24 protein-coding genes and 1 other RNA gene are annotated in these 19,666 nt (G+C 62.4%); 11 read left to right on the plus strand and 14 right to left on the minus strand.

What is annotated here, in order from left to right:
• Positions 1–558 precede the first annotated feature (558 nt).
• The 11 genes from dtd to FD715_RS00055 form a co-directional block, all read right to left on the minus strand.
• Positions 559–1,005, minus strand: coding sequence for a D-aminoacyl-tRNA deacylase (dtd, locus tag FD715_RS00005; protein ID WP_147103381.1), 447 nt, complete (start codon positions 1,003–1,005; stop codon positions 559–561).
• Positions 1,002–1,673 (minus strand): nitroreductase, encoded by a 672-nt coding sequence (locus FD715_RS00010; protein WP_147103383.1) that lies wholly within the window; start codon positions 1,671–1,673, stop codon positions 1,002–1,004. The genes dtd and FD715_RS00010 overlap by 4 nt, the downstream gene beginning before the upstream one ends.
• Positions 1,673–2,791, minus strand: coding sequence for a TFIIB-type zinc finger domain-containing protein (locus tag FD715_RS00015; protein ID WP_147103386.1), 1,119 nt, complete (start codon positions 2,789–2,791; stop codon positions 1,673–1,675). Before FD715_RS00015 ends, FD715_RS00010 begins: the two co-directional genes overlap by 1 nt.
• Positions 2,788–3,207 carry a hypothetical protein gene (locus FD715_RS00020; RefSeq protein ID WP_147103389.1) on the minus strand — a complete coding sequence of 140 codons (420 nt, stop codon included), beginning with the start codon at positions 3,205–3,207 and terminating at the stop codon, positions 2,788–2,790. The genes FD715_RS00015 and FD715_RS00020 overlap by 4 nt, the downstream gene beginning before the upstream one ends.
• A gap of 72 nt (positions 3,208–3,279) precedes the next feature.
• Positions 3,280–4,083: a class I SAM-dependent methyltransferase gene (locus FD715_RS00025; protein WP_147103391.1), complete on the minus strand. Its 804-nt coding sequence runs from the start codon at positions 4,081–4,083 to the stop codon at positions 3,280–3,282.
• A 78-nt stretch (positions 4,084–4,161) separates the two neighbouring features.
• Entirely contained in the window at positions 4,162–5,271 is a 1,110-nt protein-coding gene (locus tag FD715_RS00030; RefSeq protein WP_147103394.1) for an SPFH domain-containing protein, read from the minus strand.
• 24 nt (positions 5,272–5,295) lie between these two features.
• Positions 5,296–6,261, minus strand: a complete 966-nt coding sequence (locus FD715_RS00035) for a DUF2927 domain-containing protein (protein ID WP_147103397.1) — start codon at positions 6,259–6,261, stop codon at positions 5,296–5,298.
• A 10-nt stretch (positions 6,262–6,271) separates the two neighbouring features.
• Positions 6,272–7,468, minus strand: a complete 1,197-nt coding sequence (locus tag FD715_RS00040) for a toxic anion resistance protein (protein ID WP_147103400.1) — start codon at positions 7,466–7,468, stop codon at positions 6,272–6,274.
• 16 nt (positions 7,469–7,484) lie between these two features.
• Positions 7,485–8,384, minus strand: a complete 900-nt coding sequence (locus FD715_RS00045) for a 5-bromo-4-chloroindolyl phosphate hydrolysis family protein (protein WP_147103403.1) — start codon at positions 8,382–8,384, stop codon at positions 7,485–7,487.
• 4 nt (positions 8,385–8,388) lie between these two features.
• A complete protein-coding gene (locus tag FD715_RS00050) occupies positions 8,389–9,078 on the minus strand; it encodes a M23 family metallopeptidase (protein ID WP_147103406.1) in 690 nt (229 codons plus the stop codon).
• A 238-nt stretch (positions 9,079–9,316) separates the two neighbouring features.
• Positions 9,317–10,117 (minus strand): pseudouridine synthase, encoded by an 801-nt coding sequence (locus FD715_RS00055; protein WP_147103409.1) that lies wholly within the window; start codon positions 10,115–10,117, stop codon positions 9,317–9,319.
• A 56-nt stretch (positions 10,118–10,173) separates the two neighbouring features.
• On the opposite strand from FD715_RS00055, the gene FD715_RS00060 reads away from it, so the two are divergent.
• Positions 10,174–10,623: a nucleoside deaminase gene (locus FD715_RS00060; protein ID WP_147103412.1), complete on the plus strand. Its 450-nt coding sequence runs from the start codon at positions 10,174–10,176 to the stop codon at positions 10,621–10,623.
• A gap of 55 nt (positions 10,624–10,678) precedes the next feature.
• On the opposite strand, the gene FD715_RS00065 is transcribed toward FD715_RS00060, so the two are convergent.
• On the minus strand, positions 10,679–11,371 hold the full coding sequence (locus FD715_RS00065; RefSeq protein WP_147103415.1) for a metal-dependent hydrolase: 693 nt from the start codon (positions 11,369–11,371) through the stop codon (positions 10,679–10,681).
• 266 nt (positions 11,372–11,637) lie between these two features.
• Between FD715_RS00065 and FD715_RS00070 the strand changes: the two genes are divergently transcribed.
• The 9 genes from FD715_RS00070 to FD715_RS00110 all read left to right on the plus strand — a co-directional run bounded on the left by FD715_RS00070 (position 11,638) and on the right by FD715_RS00110 (position 17,271).
• Positions 11,638–12,279, plus strand: a complete 642-nt coding sequence (locus FD715_RS00070; RefSeq protein WP_147103419.1) for a ceramidase domain-containing protein — start codon at positions 11,638–11,640, stop codon at positions 12,277–12,279.
• A 68-nt stretch (positions 12,280–12,347) separates the two neighbouring features.
• Positions 12,348–12,635, plus strand: a complete 288-nt coding sequence (gatC, locus tag FD715_RS00075; protein ID WP_147103422.1) for an Asp-tRNA(Asn)/Glu-tRNA(Gln) amidotransferase subunit GatC — start codon at positions 12,348–12,350, stop codon at positions 12,633–12,635.
• On the plus strand, positions 12,635–14,119 hold the full coding sequence (gatA, locus tag FD715_RS00080; protein WP_147103425.1) for an Asp-tRNA(Asn)/Glu-tRNA(Gln) amidotransferase subunit GatA: 1,485 nt from the start codon (positions 12,635–12,637) through the stop codon (positions 14,117–14,119). The genes gatC and gatA overlap by 1 nt, the downstream gene beginning before the upstream one ends.
• 34 nt (positions 14,120–14,153) lie before the next feature.
• On the plus strand, positions 14,154–14,969 hold the full coding sequence (locus FD715_RS00085) for an excalibur calcium-binding domain-containing protein (RefSeq protein ID WP_147103428.1): 816 nt from the start codon (positions 14,154–14,156) through the stop codon (positions 14,967–14,969).
• Positions 14,930–15,634 (plus strand): N-acetylmuramoyl-L-alanine amidase, encoded by a 705-nt coding sequence (locus FD715_RS00090; protein WP_147103431.1) that lies wholly within the window; start codon positions 14,930–14,932, stop codon positions 15,632–15,634. The genes FD715_RS00085 and FD715_RS00090 overlap by 40 nt, the downstream gene beginning before the upstream one ends.
• A 117-nt stretch (positions 15,635–15,751) precedes the next feature.
• Positions 15,752–16,130, plus strand: an RNA gene (rnpB, locus tag FD715_RS00095) — RNase P RNA component class A.
• 133 nt (positions 16,131–16,263) lie between these two features.
• A complete protein-coding gene (gene rpmG, locus FD715_RS00100) occupies positions 16,264–16,431 on the plus strand; it encodes a 50S ribosomal protein L33 (RefSeq protein ID WP_011454349.1) in 168 nt (55 codons plus the stop codon).
• Between the two features lie 71 nt (positions 16,432–16,502).
• Positions 16,503–16,775: a hypothetical protein gene (locus FD715_RS00105; protein WP_147103434.1), complete on the plus strand. Its 273-nt coding sequence runs from the start codon at positions 16,503–16,505 to the stop codon at positions 16,773–16,775.
• 16 nt (positions 16,776–16,791) lie between these two features.
• Positions 16,792–17,271 (plus strand): GNAT family N-acetyltransferase, encoded by a 480-nt coding sequence (locus tag FD715_RS00110; protein WP_147103436.1) that lies wholly within the window; start codon positions 16,792–16,794, stop codon positions 17,269–17,271.
• A gap of 129 nt (positions 17,272–17,400) precedes the next feature.
• Here FD715_RS00110 and FD715_RS00115 read toward each other — a convergent pair whose 3' ends face one another.
• Both FD715_RS00115 and FD715_RS00120 read right to left on the minus strand, forming a co-directional pair.
• Positions 17,401–18,180, minus strand: coding sequence for a Bax inhibitor-1/YccA family protein (locus tag FD715_RS00115; protein WP_147103439.1), 780 nt, complete (start codon positions 18,178–18,180; stop codon positions 17,401–17,403).
• A gap of 195 nt (positions 18,181–18,375) precedes the next feature.
• A complete protein-coding gene (locus FD715_RS00120; RefSeq protein WP_147103442.1) occupies positions 18,376–18,591 on the minus strand; it encodes a DUF1127 domain-containing protein in 216 nt (71 codons plus the stop codon).
• Positions 18,592–18,714: 123 nt separating this feature from the next.
• Here FD715_RS00120 and FD715_RS00125 point away from each other — a divergent pair, with 123 nt between their 5' ends.
• Positions 18,715–19,599 carry a LysR family transcriptional regulator gene (locus FD715_RS00125; protein ID WP_147103445.1) on the plus strand — a complete coding sequence of 295 codons (885 nt, stop codon included), beginning with the start codon at positions 18,715–18,717 and terminating at the stop codon, positions 19,597–19,599.
• Positions 19,600–19,666 lie beyond the last annotated feature (67 nt).

Below are 19,666 nucleotides of genomic sequence, written 5' to 3' on the forward strand. Positions count from 1 at the left end.
GGTTGGGTGCGTTTTCAGCCCGTTTTGTCAGACGATGTAAATTGCGCAAGTGACCAGCATTCCTTTGATTTGGTTTATTATTTGTGAGACTATTTCCCAGTATCAATCCTAGACGAGCCCGCGAATGAAAGCCGCTTTTGTGACCGTTTTTTCAGTCATTAGTCTGGCGATGATTTTCACAAGCTCAGCGACGGCAAATCTGTCCGGAAGCCAAATCTGCGATAAAATGATGGCTGATGGACGCGGCGGAGGTTTTTCGCGAAGCGATTGCCTATGCACGTACCGGGTCGCGGATGCGGTTCTGGACGAAGACTTAAAGTCTTTGCTGTTCGACTCTTGGTACAATGGAACGAACAACATGCGCGCAATGGAAAGACTGCCAAGACAGAACCGGGTCAGAAAACAGCTTCGAACGATGGAACGTTCACTCAACACAAATTGTGGATTGAGGAATTAAGACTGCCGCGTGCGCAACGACACTGCGCCTTTTGTAAAGACTGTTCAAGCCATGCCATGTTGCGAGGTGTCGCAAAACTTGGTGGTGTAGAAGAGCACCAGTCAGTTCGCGCCCGTATCCAGCCAAATTGTCACTGGTCCGTCGTTTGTGAGACCTACCGACATTTCCGCGCCGAATTTACCTGTTTCAGTTTTGATACCCAGATCACGCAGGGCTTGGGCAAATTGCAGGTAAAGCGCCTCGGCCTCATCCGGATTGCCCGCTCCCGAAAAGCCGGGGCGGTTGCCGCGTGATGTGTCTGCGGCCAGCGTGAACTGGCTGACCACCAGTGCGCTGCCGCCAGATTGCAGGATCGAGAGGTTCATCTTGCCCGCGTCATCCTTGAACAGTCGCAGTTTGGAGACCTTCGTAGCGAGCGTCTTGGCCGTGTCAGACGTGTCGCCGGGCATGGCGCAAACTAGGACCAGGAGGCCCGGACCGCATTGGCCGACCACTGCGCCGTCGACTCTGACGGAGGCTTCGGACACGCGCTGTAGGAGCGCTCTCATTCCTTCCACTCCATGACGTCTGCGACCTGTGCTCGGTCTGTGCGGAAGCTGTTGGCAGGGTGGTCTGTATCGGGATAGCCGAGGGATATGGCGCAGAGGATGTGTCGATCTTCTGCGATGTTGAAATGCTCACGTACAAACGGGGCTTGGGCGGCGATGGCGGCTTGGGGGATGGTTGCGACGCCCAAAGCCTGAGCGGCGAGGCAGAAGGCTGTGACAAAGCCGCCCGTGTCCATGGCGCCGTAGGGGCCGAGCACTTTGGGGCTGGTGATGATTGCAACGTGGGGTGCGCCGAAGAGGCGATAGTTCTCCATCATCTGCTGGGCAGAGGAGGCGAGGTCGCCTTTTTCGATGCCCACCGCGTCGTACAGTTGGAAGCCGCAGGTGCGGCGGCGGTCGCCATAGATGCCGGGGTAGCCTTCGGGCCAGGGCATGTCCGGGGCTGGTGGTGTGGTGCTGGCAGCGGTGTAGAGTGCGTCGCGGAAGCGGTCGGTTTCGGCCCCGGCGGTCACGATCACCTGCCAGGGCTGGGCGTTGCACCAGCTTGGAACCTTTTGTGCGGTTGCGATGATGCGTTCAATGTCGGCGCGTGGTACTGGATCGCCCCGGAAGGCGCGGCATGAGAAGCGGGCGGACAGGAGCGCGTCGAGGGTGTCGAAATCGGTCATTATTGGGCTGCCGCAACAAGGCCTATGGCGGTCGCCACGATCAGGCCGATAACGACGGCGATGGCGATCTTGATCGTGGACCACGGCCGTTCACCCTGCACCCGGCCGGTGCGTCCGTTCACCACAAAGCGGTAAGTCTCGCCCCGGTACTTGTAGGCGGCGAGCCAGACGGGCAGCAGCACGTGTTTGAAGGTGATGGCCCCCAGCTTGGTGTCGATCGAATGGATGCGCTGGCGGTCGCCGCCGATGTCGAATTTGACGTCGCGGGCGATCACGCGGTCCATTTTCGCGCGGGCTTCCTCGAAGCCCTCTTCCAACTCGACTGCATAGCCTTCGGCCCTGAAACCTGCCAGGAATTCGGGGGCGTAGGGCTCCATTTCGCTCAGGTCCCAAGGCTCCAGCGCGTCGGTGAAGCGGTTGGGGAGAGATTTGGAGGCCAGCACCAGCACGTCGTCGAAGAAGCGGGCGACCTTGCCCCGGGCGGGGCGCCAGCGCACTTTGGCCACCTGCACCTGCTGGCGTTTGCCGTCCCGCATGACGGTTTTTGTCTCATAGTAAACGGTGCCACGTTCGCCGGAATAGCGGCTGCGGGTGTCGGCATCAAAGGTCCAGTAGGGGACGTAAATGCCCTGCATGGCGCGGCCCTTCCGGGCGTAGTCTTGCAGGCCGTTCGGGGCGAACCAAAGGCTGCCCAGCCAGTTGGTCATGGCGTCCCGCGCCTCCGCCTCTGTTAGGGCGAAAGGTAAGACGGCGCGCGGCTTGATGTGCCGGTGTGCGCCGGTGTCTGTGACGACGGGGGTGGCGCAGAACGGGCATTCGGTGGCGTGGAGGGTGGCGTCGAATTCCACTTGCGCCGCGCAGTTGGGGCAGGTCGAGACGCGGGTTTCCTCGATCTCTGTGCTGGGCAGGTCAGCGGTGAGGGCGGCGCGGTAGTCCAGTTCGGCAATTGGGGCGAGGGTGCGGGGGGCGTCGGTGTCCATGGGGGCCGTGTTGCCGCAATGGTCGCAGACAAGGAGCCCCGCGCGTGGGTCAAAGCGGAAGTCGGCCCCGCAATTGTCGCAGGGAAAGCGGTGATCAGCCTGGGTGGCCGGTGTGGTCTGGTCGGGAAGATTGGTCATAGGATGGAGTGCATCGCCTTGGGCGTGATGCGACGCAAGGCGCCGTCGCCAAGTGCGGTGTGTCGCCAGAGGTGGAAGATTGCGTGCAGGGACGAGGCGGCGATCAGGTAGGAGTAGAGATCGACGAGTGCCGGACCGCCCCAACGCCCGCCGAGCATATACCAGGCGGTGAGGGCGGCCACGAGGCCAAGCGCTGCGTACATGCCACGGCTGAGCCAGGGATGGGCGGTGCGTAAAGCGCCTTCAAGCTTGGGGCCGGGACCGTTCAGCAAGCCCTGCGCGACGGCAAGCGCGCACATGCCGAGGCCAGTCAGCACAAAAGCCCAAGCAACCACCGGGATCGGCCCGCCTGCCACCAGCAAGATTAGGAAAACGAAATTCGCCCAGTGCAGGGCAATGGTGGCTGCGCGGCGCATGGCTGTTCCTTGTCCAGTCGCGGCGAGGGTATCGGCCTTGGCCGGGGATGGCTACTGTGAAAGGGGCGTGTATCAGAGTGCAGCGCCTGCGTCGGTGACCCGCCCTTCGATCAAGTGCAGCCGCTTGGCGATGGTGAACTCGCCGTCCGAGCGCTTCATCGTATCATGGACGGCTCTTTCGATCTTTTGTCGGGCTCTCGCACCCGCTGCGTCTGCCTGTGGGGTCGACAGGAGATAGCTGACGAGGTCCTCAGCCTCGGTCACCACCATGACATCATAAAGATCGTGGCGCACCACGTTCGAGAAGGTGCTGCACATCAGGGTTTCGGTAGCCTTTGCATCCAGGGTCGTGTCTCCCCATCCGCCGTTGGCTGTTCCAAAGACATGAGCCGCGAGTGCGCGCAGTTCGGCCATGTTGTCGGTGCCATTGACTGTCACGCAACACCGCCCAGCTGGTCGTAGAACGCGGGCAAGCTCGCGCAGGGCGCCTGCGGGGTTTGGCACGTGGTACATCATATGCATGGCGAGGACTGCATCGAAACGTGCCGCAGCGAAGGGGAGGGCAGTGGCATCGGCAGCGATATAGGCGATGTTGTGCGACGGGTGTGTGATGCTCAATGATGCTTGAGCCTGTGCGACCATGCCCGGCGACAGGTCGGTGAGGGTCAGTGACAGGTTTGAGGGTGTGGCAGGCAACGTTGCCTGCCAAAAGGTGCCTGTACCACAGCCGATATCCAGCACGTGTTCTGTGTCACCCGGTGCCAAGTGCTCGGACACCCAGGAAAACCAGTCGACGTTTGCATACTTCGCGTGCAGGGTCTGACGCGCCATAAGCCGGTCTGGCGTGGCGTAGTGTTCAGGAGCAGCTTTGGACATGGGGCGAGGTTAGCCGCGCGCGTGTTGGGCGACCACTGCGGGTACGGCTCTGGGCTTTTTCCCGCCGCTGGATCGGCCTCAGATCCCAGGCGGAGGCGGCGGGGGCAAGATTGTGAAAAGCTGCGCCAGTTCGGTGACGTCCTCTGCCTTCATCCAGCCGTCCTGACCTGCCGTCCAGACATAGCTTTCGCGGCTCAACTCTCCAGCTTGAGCCATGCGGCCAAGCTGGGCTTTTGAGAACGGGCCTTTTGTTTCGCCATTCTCGGCCACGTGCCAGACATGCTCGACCGGGGGCGGGGGTGGCGTTGCGCCGCCGCGTGCGGGTTGCGCGCCCCACGGGCCTGAGCTTGCGGCCTGCTGGCCCATTTGCAGGCCCATCGCTGCGCCCAGCCCGGCCTGCATTGCATCTGATGCGCCACTGCCCTCGCGCCCGAGCGCTTCTGCCGCCTGGAACTGCATGTATTCGTTCAAATTTCCGATCACGCCCATGGAGGAGCGCTTGTCCATCACCTCTTCCACCGCGGGCGGGAGCGAGATGTTTTCGATGTAAAGCTCGGGCAGGGTCAGGCCGTATTCAGCGATCTGGGCGCTGATCTCCTTGGCCACGAGCTGGCCCAGCTCGCGCGTGTTGGCGGCCATGTCCATGACGGGGATGCCCGATTTGGCGAGGGACCGCGACATTTCCTGCACGATGATGTTGCGGATCTGGAAGCTGATCTCGTCCATAGTGAACTCGCCATCGGTGCCGACGATTTCCAAGAGGAAGCGGGCCGGATCCGCCACCTTGACCGAGTAGGTGCCGAATGCGCGCAGGCGGACGGGACCGAATTCCGGGTCGCGGCAGATGATCGGGTTCTTGGTGCCCCATTTCAGGTCGTTGAAGCGGGTGGTGTTGACGAAATAGACCTCGGATTTGAACGGGCTTTTGAAGCCGTGGTCCCAGTGCTGCAGCGTTGTCATGATGGGCATGTTGTTGGTCTCAAGCATGTAGAGACCGGGGGTGAAGACGTCGGCCAACTGTCCTTCGTGCACGAAGACGGCGGCCTGGCCCTCGCGGACGGTCAGCTTGGCGCCATACTTGATTTCGTGGCCATGACGCTCAAACCGCCAGACCATGGTGTCGCGGCTGTCGTCCACCCAATGGATGACGTCGATGAACTGGCCGGAGAGGAAGTCGAAAATGCTCATGCTGAGCCTCCTTTGGTCTGGTCGTCACGATGGGCCGATGGCGGTGGCCTCGGCCGCGAGGGTGCGGACGATGGGCTGCGCCTCGGTCAGGCCGATGCCGGGGCGCAGGCGTTCGTCGTAGAGCATCCCCAGCAGCTTCACGTCATGGCCTGTGAGCAGCGCAAACTCGTCGTCATCGTTGAAGATGGACGGGCGCGCGTCGGGGCTGTCATTGGCAAGGCCCAAGCCCTGTGCCAGTTCCTCGTGTATGCAGGACAGGCGCAGAAGATCTGGGTTTTCGGCACGGATCACGGCCACGGCGGCGGTGTAGGTCGATCTTTCGGGGCCGCTGGAATACGCCGCGACCGCGCAATAGGCGTCGCGCGGCAGGTCGCGGACGGGGCCGACATTGATGCGGTTGACGCCCGGCAGGCGCGTGGCGCGGGCATTGAGTGTGTCGGCCCGGTCGTCTTCGGACACGAAGAAGACCAGGAAGTTCGGGTTGTCGGACACGGAGACGGGGTGGCCCGTCGCCTGCGAAAGCCTCCGCGCATAGGCGATCACGTCGTTGGTGTCGCGTGTGCGTTGGCTGGGCGGGACGGATGGCCCAAATTCGATCCCGATGCGCACGGGCGCGGTCCAGCGGCGCAGGGCGCTGGCCGATCCAGGCCGCACGCCGGGCCCCGCATATTCGTTGAAGAAAACGATGTTTTCGAAGTTGCGCGCCAACATGTCAGCGGTGAAGGGCGTGTCGGGCCCGCCGCCATCCTGCCGCAGCAGCCCGGCGGTCAACTGGCTGGACTGAACTTGCGCAAGATATGCGCGCAGTGCGGCGCTTTCCTGCGACGTGGCCTGAATGTCCGGGACCGGAGGAGGGGCAAGTCCCGCGGGCCTGGCCCGTGGGGTCAGCACTGGCTCGACCGGTTGGAACATCTCGCACGCGCCAAGCAGGCCCAGGACGATCAAGCCGCCCCAGGCTTTGATACCGCGTGTGATCCGTGTCGCCGTCATCGTCGTCTGGTCAGTTCGGCACCGACGTGCCCGCGGTGTCGCCCACGCCGTCCTTTCGCGCCTTGGCGGAGGCCAGCGTGTCGCGCAGGTCGGCCTCCATCTTCTTCAGTTCTTCTTCGGCGGCGGCGCGCTTGGCTTTGCCTTCGTCGGCAATCTGGAGGCTTTCCTCGATGGTGCCGATCAGGTCGGCGTTGGCCTGTTTGACGGCTTCGATGTCGAACACGCCGCGCTCCATCTCGGTCCGGATCGCCTTGTTGCTTTCGCGCAGGTTCGCGGCGTTGGCCGTGAGTAGTTCGTTGGTCAGGTCGTTGGCGTCACGGACGGCGGCAGCGGCTTCGGCGCTGCGCTGGATCGTGACAGCCTGCGCCAGTTGAGTTTCCCACAGGGGGACAGTGTTGACGAGGGTCGAGTTGATCTTGGTCACCAGCGACTTGTCGTTTTCCTGCACCAACCGGATTGAGGGCAGGGATTGCATGGTCACCTGACGGGTCAGTTTCAGGTCGTGCACCCGCCGCTCCAAATCATCGCGGGCGGCGCGCAGGTCGCGCAGTTCCTGCGCTTTCATCACTTGATCATCTTCGGCAGCGGCGTCCACTTCGGCCTGTTTTGCCGGGATCACCTTGTCGTCCAGTTCCTTGATCTTCTCCTCGCCCGCGGCGATGTAGAGCGCCAGTTCGTCGTAGAACTGCAACGTCTTTTCGTAGAGCAGGTCGAGCGACTTGATGTCCTTCAAGAGCGTGTGTTCATGCGCCAGCAGGTCGTCGGTGATCTTGTCGATCTGGCCCTGCACCGTCTCGAACTTGGCGGTGAACTTGGCGAAGGGGGCGGCACGGCCCAGCAGCTTCTCCCAGAAGCTGCGCTCGCGCCGCACGTCGAGTTCGGAGACCGAAAAGCCACGGATTGTGGTCACGATGTTGCGCAAGCTGTCGCCTGCCGGGCCCACATCCTTGTTGCGGACGTCCTGCAGCATGGACTGGCTGATTTCCTGCAATTCGGCCTGCGCGGCAGAACCGAAGGACACGATGGATTGCGTGTCTTCCATGTCGATCTCGTCCATACGGGCGCGGATTTCTGTGCCCACGGGCGCGTCGGCCTGTTCGAGCAGGACAATCGCGTTGGCGTCCTTGGGTTCGGGCAGCACCACGGCGGTGACTTCCTCGACTTGGGCGAGGGCGGCTTCGGCCTTTTGGCGGACTGTTTCGGACATGACGTGATCCTTATGTTTAGACATCATCGGCGGGCGACACGCGCACGCCTTCGCGCTGCAAGCGGTCGCGCAGCACGTCGATTTCGATGGTGAGGTCGGAGCGATCCTCGGTGAGCAATTTGCGGGTGCGCGCGGCGAAATTCTCTTCCAGATCGTCCAGAAGGGCCGCGTAGTCGGCGCGGGCTTGTGCGTCGCGGCTGCGCCCGTAGATGTCGGCGAACTTGACCGTCGCGTCACGCGCGCCGATCAGGTAAATACCCAGATATTTGCGGGCGGCGGTCAGGTCGCGCGGATCTTCCTCGACCGTGCGGATTAGGTCGCGCACGGTGGTCTGGAATTGGTCAAGCCGCAGTTCCATCTTGCGGTCCTCGGCCCGTTTCATGGCGTCGCGCATGTCGGCCAGCAACTCTTCGGCCCCGTCCACGACGCGGGCCACGCGGTCTTGTTGGAAGCTGTCGACGCCTTCGAGCCCCTTGGATTTCAGGGGGTCAATGCCGAAGGCTGCAAAGTGCAGGCCGAAAGCTGCGAGGCCGTAGAGGAGCGGTGCGATGATGCCGGGATCAGAGCGGTAGGCGGCCAGGGTGATGCCGAAGCCGACGAGGAAGGCGGCGATGATCTTGCGCGGCAGGGCCGGGCGGCGGGCGACCTTGCGTGCGTGGTAGGCCGCTTCGGCCTTGAGCCCTTCGCGCAGCATGAAGGCACCGCCGGTCAGAAAGCCTGCGGACACCAGTGCGGTGACAAGGCCCGCGGCACCGTCGTTCAGCGCCAGAAACACCATCGGAACGGCGGGCACGAACATCAGGTTGGCGCGCGCACCGACGGGATCGACCTTGGCCCGGTCAAAGGCCGGGCGGTTGCTCGTGTCGGGTGCGTCGGTGGGGGCGGGGCTGAATTTGCCGCCAAAGCGCTTGGCCATTGTTTCAGCTCCTTCCCGCGCAGGGAACGGGGTAGGTCAGCGTTCCGGCGGGGTATGCGCGCCCGGATTCAAAACAGGTGACACGGTTGGGACCGTCGGCCCAGTATTGATGCGGATTGGTGCCGCGCTTGCCGTCCTGCAGATAGCGCATGTGGCCCCAGAAGGTCCCCTTTTCCGGCCCGCGCCAGGCACGACCCAGTTGGAAGTGCAGGTGGCGCACGGCCACGATACATTTGAAATCTCTGTGGTTGTTGCCAAGCACACCGATGGTCTGCCCGCGCCGCACGCTCTGGCCCGCCTTGACCTTCATCTGGCCGAGATGCCCGTAGGCGGCAATCAGGCGTTTGCCGTCGGTGCCAGTGCCATGATCGACCACGATTGTCGGCCCCCAGCAGGACCCGATATCGGTTTCGAGTACGCGCCCGTCGGCGGCAGCGATGATCGGCATGCCGTTGGGGCCCTTGATGTCGATGCCCTGATGTCGCGCTCCGCGGCGCAAGCCGTTCACGCCCATGCGCGACTGGAATTCGGAGGCGATCTTGGGCGCGCCTGTCGGGTACGTCACCTTGGCACTGTTCTGCGCCTGCGCGGTCGTGTGCGGGATGGCAAGCAGGGCGCATGCGGCGATGGCCAACGCCTTGACTGCGTGCCGAGCTTTGACCCGGCGCGAGATGAGTGCGATGGGCTGCGCCAACCTACAGACCGCCCAACAGGCCCAGCGTCACGCCAAACATCAGCGCAAGCAGCGCGGCAAAGGCGATTTTCTGAAATGCGGTTGGCTCCATCCCGGACTTCCCTGTTGGCTATCAGACATATAGCCCCTTTGCTGATGCGGCACTAGGGGGGCACGCGTCCGCTCCTCTGCATGAGAGGTGTGATGCGCAAACGACTGGCGCAAGGGGAAAGATTTGCGCATTGCGTCATATGCGGGGCTAGCGCCGCGTGGGCTTGCGTGTGCGACGCGGTTTGCCCTTGGGTTTCGCCGCGCCGGTCTCCGGTTCGGGGTCGAGACCCAGCTGGTCGCGCAGGACGCGGCGTCGAACTTCTTCGACCGTGCCCTGTTTCAGATCGCCCAGTTGGAACGGGCCGTAGCTGACCCGGATCAGCCGGTTTACCGACAAGCCGATGCTGTCCATGGCGCGCCGGATTTCGCGGTTCTTGCCCTCGCGCAGCCCCACTGTCAGCCACGCATTGGCGCCCTGTTGCCGGTCAAGCGTGACTTGCATGGGTTGGAAGCGCTCACCCTCGACCGTAATGCCCTTTCGCAGTGGCTCAAGCTGTGGGTCGGTGGGCCGCCCGTTCACCCGCACACGGTAGCGGCGCATCCAGCCGGTGGAGGGCAGTTCCAGCTTGCGCTTGATCCCGCCATCATTGGTCAGGAGCAGGAGCCCCTCTGAATTTAGGTCCAGCCGCCCGATGCTCATCACCCTTGGCATGTCTTCGGGCAGGGCGTCGAAGATGGTCTTCCGCCCTTGTTCGTCTTTGGTTGTCGTCACGAGGCCCGCGGGCTTGTGGTAGAGCCAGAGCCGTTCCGGCTCGGCCGCTTGCAGGGGTTTGCCATCGACGCTGATCTTGTCGGCATCCGTGACGTTCAGCGCCGGACTGTCGATGCGCTTGCCGTTCACGCTGACGCGGCCTGCGGCAATGATCTCTTCGGCGCCGCGGCGGCTGGCGATGCCGGCGCGGGCGAGAACCTTGGCGATGCGGTCGCCTTTCGGGGTGCTGTCGGTCATAGGGTGCCCTTAGCGGTGGGTTGCGCGCCACGCAAGCGGCGTGGCAGTGGAAGGAGATGGAGTTTCGGTCGTTCATGGATCAGGCGCTGGAAGAGGCGCGGGCAGCGGGCGCGCGCGGCGAGGTGCCTGTGGGCGCGGTGGTCGTGTCGCCCGAAGGACAGATCGTGGCGCGGGCCGGGAACCGTACGCGGGAGCTGAGCGATCCGACGGCCCATGCAGAGGTGCTGGCAATCCGCGCGGCCTGTGCGGATGCCGGGTCGGAACGGTTGGTCGGTCATGATCTTTACGTGACGCTGGAGCCTTGCGCGATGTGTGCGGCGGCCATTGCGGCTGCGCGGATCGGGCGTTTGTATTACGGGGCGTCTGATCCAAAATCGGGCGGTGTTGCCCACGGGGCGCGGGTGTTTTCGCATGCCCAGTCCCATCATGTGCCGGAGGTTTATGACGGGATTGGTGGAAGCGAGGCTGAAGAGATGTTGAAACGCTTTTTTGCATCTCGCCGGTAGCCGTTTTCTTTGAAAGAAAACGGGCCAGAATTTCTGGAAAATTTCGGGTACGCGGTCAGAGAGAGATGGGTTTCATCACCTCGGGTTCGATCACCTTGACTCCGGGCAGACCTTCGCGCAGCACGTCTGCGGATTGTTCGAGAAGCGGGAACGTCCTGTAATGACACGGGATTACCGTTTCGAAGTGGAAGTAGTGGCGCGCGGCATATGCCGCCCCTGCCATGTCCATCGTATAGTAGCCGCCCGCCGACAGGAGGCCGATGTCGGGTTTGTGGTAGTCCCCAATCCATTGCATGTCGGCCATGATATCTGTGTCGCCGGAGATGTAGATCACCTTCTCTTCGCCCCGGATGATGAAGCCGCATTCCTGGCCTGAATAGCGCGGATTTGCGTCCTCACCGATGGAGGAAGAGTGCGAGGCTGGCACCAGGGTCGCGGTGACATTTCCGAGGCTGATCGTGCCGCCGCGACCGTATGCGTGACCTTGGATCGCTCCCTGTGCAAAGAGGAGGTTGCCCAGTTCGAAGATGGCCGAGACGGGCGCGCCGGTTTTCTTGCTGATCTCGACGATGTCCGAGGTGTGGTCGAAATGGCCGTGCGTCACGAGGATATGTGTGGCGTCTTGGAGGGCCGCTTCATGCTGGTCTTTAGCGAGCATGGGGTTGCCGGTGAGCCAGGGGTCGATCAGTAGGACCTGGTCCTCAATCTCGATGCGGAAGCTGCCGTGGCCAAGCCAGATGATGTTCATGTTAGTCTCCCTTTTTGGGCGAGTTTAGCGCCTGTTTCCGGCTGCGGGAGCCTCCGGCGGCGGTTTTTTTGGCAAAGTGAAGAGGGATGCGATTCGCGGCGTGATTTACTCGGTTTTAGAGAAGGTTAGGCGACGGAAGTGTGATGCACCGCACATGCACAACCTGTACACAGCCCGTGCACTGCATTGGAGCATCCTGTGTCGGGCTAACCTGGCGTGCGGTGCCCCCTCTTGAACCGCGCGGGTTGAAGGGTAGGTGAGGTTTTATGGAACTCTTGCGTCAGATTGACGGGTATTGCGAGCGGGTGGGGCCGCACTATTGGGCCGAGCCGGTCAATGCGGTGACCAATGCCGCCTTTGTTCTGGCCGCGCTCTGGATGTGGCGGCGTAGCGCGGGGGTGCCGTTGGCGCGTGCCTTGTGCGGTGTTCTGGCGCTGATTGGGCTGGGCAGTTACCTGTTTCATACCCATGCGCAGGTCTGGTCGGCCATTGTTGATGTGGTGCCCATCGCGGCGTTCATCCTTTTGTACATCTTTGCCATCAACCGGGATGTGTGGGGGATGCGGACGGGCTGGGCGCTGGGCGCCACGGCGCTGTTTTTCCCCTATGCCGCCGCGACCGTGCCACTGTTTCAATACGTGCCTGTGCTGGGTGTATCGGCGAGCTATTTACCTGTTCCAACCCTGATCCTGATCTATGCCGCGCTGCTGTATCGGCGTCACCCGGATCTTGCGCGCGGGTTTGCTATTGGGGCCGCCATCCTGCTGGTGTCCCTGACGGCGCGTTCCGTCGATGAAATGCTTTGCGCGCAGATCCCGCTGGGCACTCATTTCCTGTGGCACATCCTGAATGGCGTCATGCTGGGCTGGATGATCGAGGTGTATGTGCGTCATATGCGCAGCCAATAAGGGGCCAACAGGCTTGAAGGCGCACCCGCCCCGCGATAAAGCCGCCCAAGACGCAAAAGAGGGATTTCATGTCCATCGATCAAAGCACCGCCGCGCGCGTGGCGAAACTGGCCCGGATCAAGGTCGAGGAGGATCAGCTTCCGGCCCTGGCCGCTGAATTCAATACGATCCTTGGCTTCATCGAGCAGCTGAGTGAGGTGGATGTCGAGGGCGTGGAGCCGATGACCTCCGTCACACCGCAGCGCCTCAAGCGGCGCGTGGACGAGGTGACCGATGGCGGCCAGCAGAACAAGGTGCTGGCCAATGCCCCCGACGCCCGCGAGGGGTTCTTTGCCGTGCCAAAGGTGGTTGAATAATGGCTGATTTGAACAAGCTGGGGCTAGCAGAGGCCCGTGATGCACTGCGCAAGGGTGATGTGACATCTGTCGACTTGACCGAGGCGTGTCTGACCGAGATCGAAGGGGCAGGGGCGTTGAACGCTTTTGTCCACAACACGCCCGAGATTGCGCGTGAGCAGGCCAAGGCGGCGGATGCGCGGATCAAGGCCGGTGATGCGCCTGACATGTGCGGGTTGCCCATTGGCATCAAGGACCTGTTCTGCACGAAAGGCGTGCCGAGCCAGGCCGGGAGCCGGATTCTGGAAGGGTTCCTGCCGGAATATGAGAGTACGGTCAGCGGCAACCTGCTGGATGCCGGTGCGGTCATGCTGGGCAAGTTGAACATGGATGAGTTCGCCATGGGATCGTCGAACGAGACGTCCGTGTATGGCAATGCTGTGAACCCATGGCGGCGTGGCAATGATGAGGCGGCGTTGACGCCGGGCGGGTCGTCCGGCGGGTCGGCTTCTGCTGTGGCCGCTGATCTGTGTTTGGCGGCCACTGGCACCGATACGGGCGGGTCTATTCGCCAGCCTGCGGCCTTCACCGGCATCACGGGCATCAAGCCTACCTATGGGCGGTGTTCGCGTTGGGGGGTGGTGGCCTTTGCCTCGTCCCTCGATCAAGCGGGGCCGATGACCAAGTCGGTGCGCGATGCGGCGATCATGCTGGAAACCATGTGCAGCCACGATCCGAAGGATTCCACCAGCGCCGATCTGCCGGTGCCGAATTTCGAGGCCATGCTGACCGGCGACATCAAGGGCAAGAAGATCGGTATTCCAAAGGAGTACCGCATGGACGGGATGCCCGATGAGATCGAGACGCTGTGGACGCAGGGCCGCGAGATGCTGGCCGATGCGGGTGCGGAGATTGTCGATATTTCGCTGCCCCATACCAAGTACGCTCTGCCTGCTTACTATGTCATTGCGCCTGCTGAGGCGTCCTCGAACCTCGCCCGCTATGACGGGGTGCGCTATGGGCATCGCGCCAAGCTGGACCAGGGCGATGGCATCACCGAGATGTATGAAAAAACTCGCGCCGAGGGCTTTGGCGACGAGGTGAAACGTCGCGTGATGATCGGCACCTATGTGCTGAGTGCCGGCTTTTACGACGCCTACTACAACCGGGCGCGGAAGGTGCGGACGCTGATCAAGAAAGACTTTGAGGATGTCTTTGCCCAAGGCATCGATGCGATCCTGACGCCTGCGACGCCGTCGGCCGCTTTTGGATTGGGCGAGGCGTCGGATGATCCGGTGCAGATGTATCTGAACGACGTGTTCACCGTGACCGTCAACATGGCAGGTCTGCCGGGTATTGCCGTGCCAGCGGGAACCGATGCGCAGGGTTTGCCGTTGGGCCTGCAGTTGATTGGCCGTCCATGGGAAGAGGGTGATTTGCTGAACACCGCTTATGCGCTAGAGGCACGGGCGGGATTTGTAGCAAAACCGCGGAAATGGTGGTAGTTCGGTTCGATCAAAACCCAAAAGGGTAGCGCAGATGATACGTTTCCGCAGTTTCCTGATCCTCGGCGCCGTGGCCGGACTGGCCGCGTGCCAGCCCGCAATCCCCGACAGCAACCCGGATGAATTTGTCAATCCGGGCCGTGGCGTGGGATTTGACAATCCCAATACGCTGGCCGCCCGCGAGGCCCGCGATGCGCAACTGACTGGACCTGTGGTACAACCCGCCCCGGCTGTGGGTGCGCAAACGCTGCCGCCTTCTACGGCCGGGCAAGCCTCTGGCGCGGCGGGGCGCCCGGTTCAGGGTCAGACGCCGCGTGCTGTGTCGAACCCTGCATCGCTGGATGCCGAGCTTGCACAGATTGCCGCCGAAAACGATGCCGCGGCAGCGCAGGCCAATTCCGGTAGGGCGGTCGTCAATGCAAGCCCTTCCAATGCAGCGCCCGTGATCCTGAACAATCCGGGCATTTCGGATGAGAATGACTTTGATGCGGTGTCGTCTCGCCAGTCCATCGAGAGCGATGCCGCCCGTTTGGAAGCGAACCGGCAGCAGTATCAGGTCGTGCAGCCTACCGCCTTGCCCTCAAGAGCGGAAAGTGCGCAGCCGAATGTCGTCCAGTACGCCCTGCAGACGCGGCATCCCAAGGGCACGCAAGTGCATCGCCGGTTCGGTGTCGGTTCAGCTGCGCGTTTTGAACGCAATTGCGCAGCATACAATTCCGCCGACGAGGCGCAGATCGACTTTCTGGCCCGCGGCGGGCCTGAGCGGGATCGCCAAGGGCTGGACCCCGATGGGGATGGTTATGCCTGCGCATGGGACCCGGCCCCGTTCCGTCGGGCGGCTGGCAACTGATCGTCCACCAGCATACATCGGCCAATTGCGGACTGCGCCGTGACGGGCTGCGGCCCACCCATGTTGTGCTGCACTACACGGCCATGGCGACGGCCGAGGCGGCGATTGAGCGGCTGTGCGACCCGGCGGCCGAAGTCTCGGCGCATTACGTGATCTGCAAGACGGGGCGGGTGACCCAGCTGGTGCCGGAGGGCCTGCGCGCCTGGCATGCGGGGGCTGGGGAATGGGACGGATTGCAGGACATCAACTCACGGTCGATCGGCATCGAACTGGATAATGATGGGCAGGGGCCTTTTGCGGCGGCGTTGATGCAAAGCCTTGAGGCGCTGTTGGCGAGCATCCTTGCGGGTTGGGCGATCCCGCCTGAAAATGTCATCGGGCATTCCGACATGGCGCCGGGTCGTAAGTTCGACCCCGGACCGTTCTTTGATTGGGCGCGGCTTGAGGCGCGCGGCTTGGCCGCGCGACGTGTGGTAGAGGTGTGTCCATCCAGCACGGACAACGTCGCGTTTCGACATCTGGCGCGGGCTGCCGGATACGCCGCTGACGTGTCAGACGATGCGCTTCTTGCTACGGTACGCCTGCGCCATCGGCCAGACGCGACTGGGCCGCTTGGTCCCGAGGACTTCGCCGCATTGACACGCAGAACGCCGGTCTCCATTTGAGCGCCGCGATCCATCTTCATTTCGCCAGATAAACCGCCGCCGGAGGCTCCCGCACCCACCACTGGCGCAACACCACCCATTGACGCGCCCCCGGTTCCACACGTATGCGCGTCCGGCGCGGAGGGGCGGATGGCCGCGGCAGTGATGTCGAGGAAAGTCCGGACTCCCAGAAGCAGCGGTGCCGGGTAACACCCGGGCGGGGCAACCCGACGGAGAGCGCCACAGAAAACAGACTACTCCGGTCCGCCGGAGAAAAGGTGAAACGGTGGGGTAAGAGCCTACCGCCGGGCTGGCGACAGACCGGGCATGGCAAGCCCCACCGGGAGCAATGCCAAATAGGGATCGCGTGGACCGGCAACGGTCCGGGGCCGCTTCTGCCCCAGCAGGTCCGGGTTGGCAGCTAGAGCGGCACTGGCAACAGTGTCGCAAGATGAATGGTCATCTCGGGGCGGGCAACCGCCCTAGACAGAATCCGGCTTACAGCCCCTCCGCGCGTTTTTTCTGCTCCTGTGGCTGAACCCGCTCCGGTCGGGGTTGACTCGAGGCGGGGCGCGGGTAAAAGCGCGTTTCAAGATGAATTTCCCGCTGGCGGGCCGAGCAGGCTTTTCTGGCGATGCAGGAGACAGAACATGGCCAAGCCAACCACGATCAAGATCCGCCTGAATTCGAGCGCAGGCACCGGCCACTTCTATGTGACCAAGAAAAACGCACGCACCATGACCGAGAAGATGGTCGTACGGAAGTACGATCCCGTGGCGCGCAAGCACGTTGAATACAAGGAAGGCAAGATCAAGTAAGATCGCCCTCTTTTGATTTCAAAGGCCGCGCCCTCCGGGACGCGGCCTTTTTCTTTTCCTGGAGATGGATCATGGACAGCTTTAGGCTCACCCGCCGGTCAGATGGCCTTGTGTACCGCTTTGCGCGCGACGCGCAGGTGGCGAGATGCTATCGGCGCGCGGATCGGTCGGATCTGACCCTTGTCTGGGATGAGGTTCTAGGCTGGATCATGCGCGATCCGCAGAGCGTTGCGCTGGTTGGCCGGACATGGGAGGTGCGGGTGGCAGAGCAGGGCGCCCGCCCGCCCGCCCGAGGGCCCTTGGGTCACGGCGAAAGGGGCCAAGAGCTATGTCCTATGCATTAATAGAATAGGAGCAGACATGATGCAGGTCAGACCCACGACCAAAGCGGATTTGGCTGCCGTGGACGCGCTGTTGGCACGGACTTATCCTAAGTTGCTCAAGGCTGATTATCCCCCCTCCATCCTGGTGACAGCCCTGCCGATCATCAGCCGTGCGCAGCCTGCGCTGTTGAGTTGTGGAACTTACTACGTGGTCGAGGAGCACGGCGTGGTGCTTGGGGCAGGTGGGTGGACGGCGGACAAGTCCGACCCAACCCGCGCGTTTATCCGGCACGTTGTGACCGATGACCGTGCGCTGCGGCGCGGGATAGGACGCCGGCTGATGGCACACATCTTTGATACGGCGCGGGCGCATGGGGTGACGCGGATGGAATGCTGGGCCACGCGCACGGCGGTTCCGTTCTATGCGGCGGTGGGATTTGAAAAGATCGGTCTAATTGATGTGCCCTTGGCCGATGGGATCACGTTTCCATCGGTGCGGATGATGCGCGATCTTTAAGGTCGGCGGGGTGGTCTGTTTTGCGCCTGTGCGCAAAAGGCGCCCGCCCACCGACCCGTTCCGGCGCCCCTTGGAAACGAAAAAGGCCGGTCACGAGGACCGGCCTTTCCCTAGTCTATGTGAGGCAGGTTATTCCTGCTGTCCCATAAACATCAGCAAGAACTGGAACATGTTCAGGAACGAGATGTAGAGGCTCAGCGCGCCGTCGGAGGCGGCTTTGTCCAGCCATTCCTGATCGCCGTGCGATGCGTGGGCGATATACGTGTTCTTGATGTCCTGCGTGTAGAACGCGGTCAGGCCTGCAAAGATCAGGACACCGATGGCCGAGATTGCCATCATCATCACACCCGATTGCAGGAACAGGTTGATGATCATCGCGACGATCAGACCGATCACACCCATCATCAGGAACGTGCCCATGCCCGACAGGTCTTTCTTCGTGGTGTAGCCGTAGAGGCTGAGACCCGCGAAGGCGATTGCCGTCACCAGGAAGGTCTGCGTGATCGAGTAGGGCGTAAACACCAGGAAGATCGAGCTCATCGACACGCCCATTACGGCCGCAAAGATGAAGAAGCCTGTCTGCACGGCTGCGGCAGAGCCACGGCGCATGAGCGCGCCCCAACCGAACAGGATGAATGCCAGAGGGGCAAACATCACGACCCAGCGCAGCGGTGTCGTGTAGAGCACTTCACCAAGCCCTGTCAGGTACTGGCCTTCGCGCAGCGCGACTGTTGCGCCCGTTGGATCGGATGTCACAGCCAGGCCAGCGATGGACCAGGCCGCCAGAGCGGTGATCAGCATGCCGCCGGACATCGTGCCGTAGACTTTATTCATGTGGGCGCGTAGGCCCGCGTCGATCTGGGCGGCGCGTGTACCGGCCGCGGACCGGATCGTATTCAACTCAGCCATTGTTGACCTCCAAATTGATACAGGTTCCGGTGGCACAGCCACCGGTCGCGGATTTCCGCCCGCGTTGCATCAAATATCGGGTCAGTGCGTGGGTCATTCAAGGGTTTTTCAAGGGTTTTGCGCCTCTGACGTGCGACATTCCGACCGTTTTTGTCATAAATGCCGCACGACGGGGTTGTTTGACCGTTGCGCCGATCAGGTGCGCCAAGTTGCGGGCACGTCCCAGATTGGTTTTGCGCTTTCGCGGGCGGCCTGGCGCGCATTGACGCCGATGTCGTCGAGGGCGCGGTCGTCAAGCTGGGCAAGCGCCCGGCGGGATTTCCAAACGCTCAGCAGCGTGCGCAGCGAAAAAGGGTGCCGCGCTGCCGCGGTGAGGGTCGTGCTGCGGGTAGTGATGTCGGTGAGGGCCATGATCTGTCCTTTCTGCATTCGTGATTGAATTGTCTGATCTCATCGTTTCTGTTGATATATATGGAAGAGGATGGCACATTCGCAAAACGAATGTTTTTGATGGAACGCATCAGGAGGTGTGATGTGAGAAACCTGGACATAACCACCCTGCGGTCGTTTGTGGCGGTTGCTGAAAGTGGGGGCGTGACGCGGGCGGCCGGATTTCTACACCTGACGCAATCGGCTGTTTCGATGCAGTTGAAGCGGCTGGAGGAGTTGCTGGGCCTTGATCTGTTCGACAGATCAGGCCGTACGATTGCCCTGACTGCCTCGGGCGAGCAGCTTCTGGTCTATGCACGCCGCATGGTGGCATTGAACGATGAGGTGATCACGCGGCTGACCGATCAGGCCTATGAGGGCGAGATCACCCTGGGTGTGCCGCATGACATTGTGTATCCCGCTATCCCCCGCGTGCTGAAACAGTTTCATGCTGCCTTTCCGCGGGTGAAGGTGCAGCTCGATAGCTCGTACACACGGCGGCTGAAGTCGGAGTTTGCCAAGGGGGCCTGCGATATCATCCTGACCACGGAGACCGGGATTGATGCAGGGGGCGAACAGCTCTGCACCAAGCCGCTGTGCTGGGTTGGCGCCCCCGGCGGGTCCGCATGGCGCCAGCGGCCGCTGAAGCTGGCCTTTGGTCGGCAATGCACCTTCCGCCCGCGCGTGGTCGAGCGGCTGGACGCGGCGAACATTCCCTGGGACGTGGTGGTGGAGACCGAAAGCGACCGTACAATCGAGGCGACCGTGAGCGCCGATCTGGCCGTGCACACGATGATTGAGGGGACCGAGCCGCCACATCTGGACCGTATCGAACATGGTGGGGCGCTGCCTGATCTGCCAGCGCACAGCATCAACCTCTACGGTGCCGGTGGTGCCACTGGCGAGGTGCATGAAGCGCTTGTCGGATTCCTGCGCCGGGCGTTCCAGACGGGCGATGCGGTGGCGCTGCGCGCGGTTGCCGGGGTGTGATCATGTGCGCCGAATCGATGATATGAGCGGAAACTAGCCGATGGATAAAGCCAGCGCTTATCCCTTA

Source organism: Tateyamaria sp. syn59, assembly GCF_007995245.1.
Taxonomy (GTDB): domain Bacteria; phylum Pseudomonadota; class Alphaproteobacteria; order Rhodobacterales; family Rhodobacteraceae; genus Tateyamaria.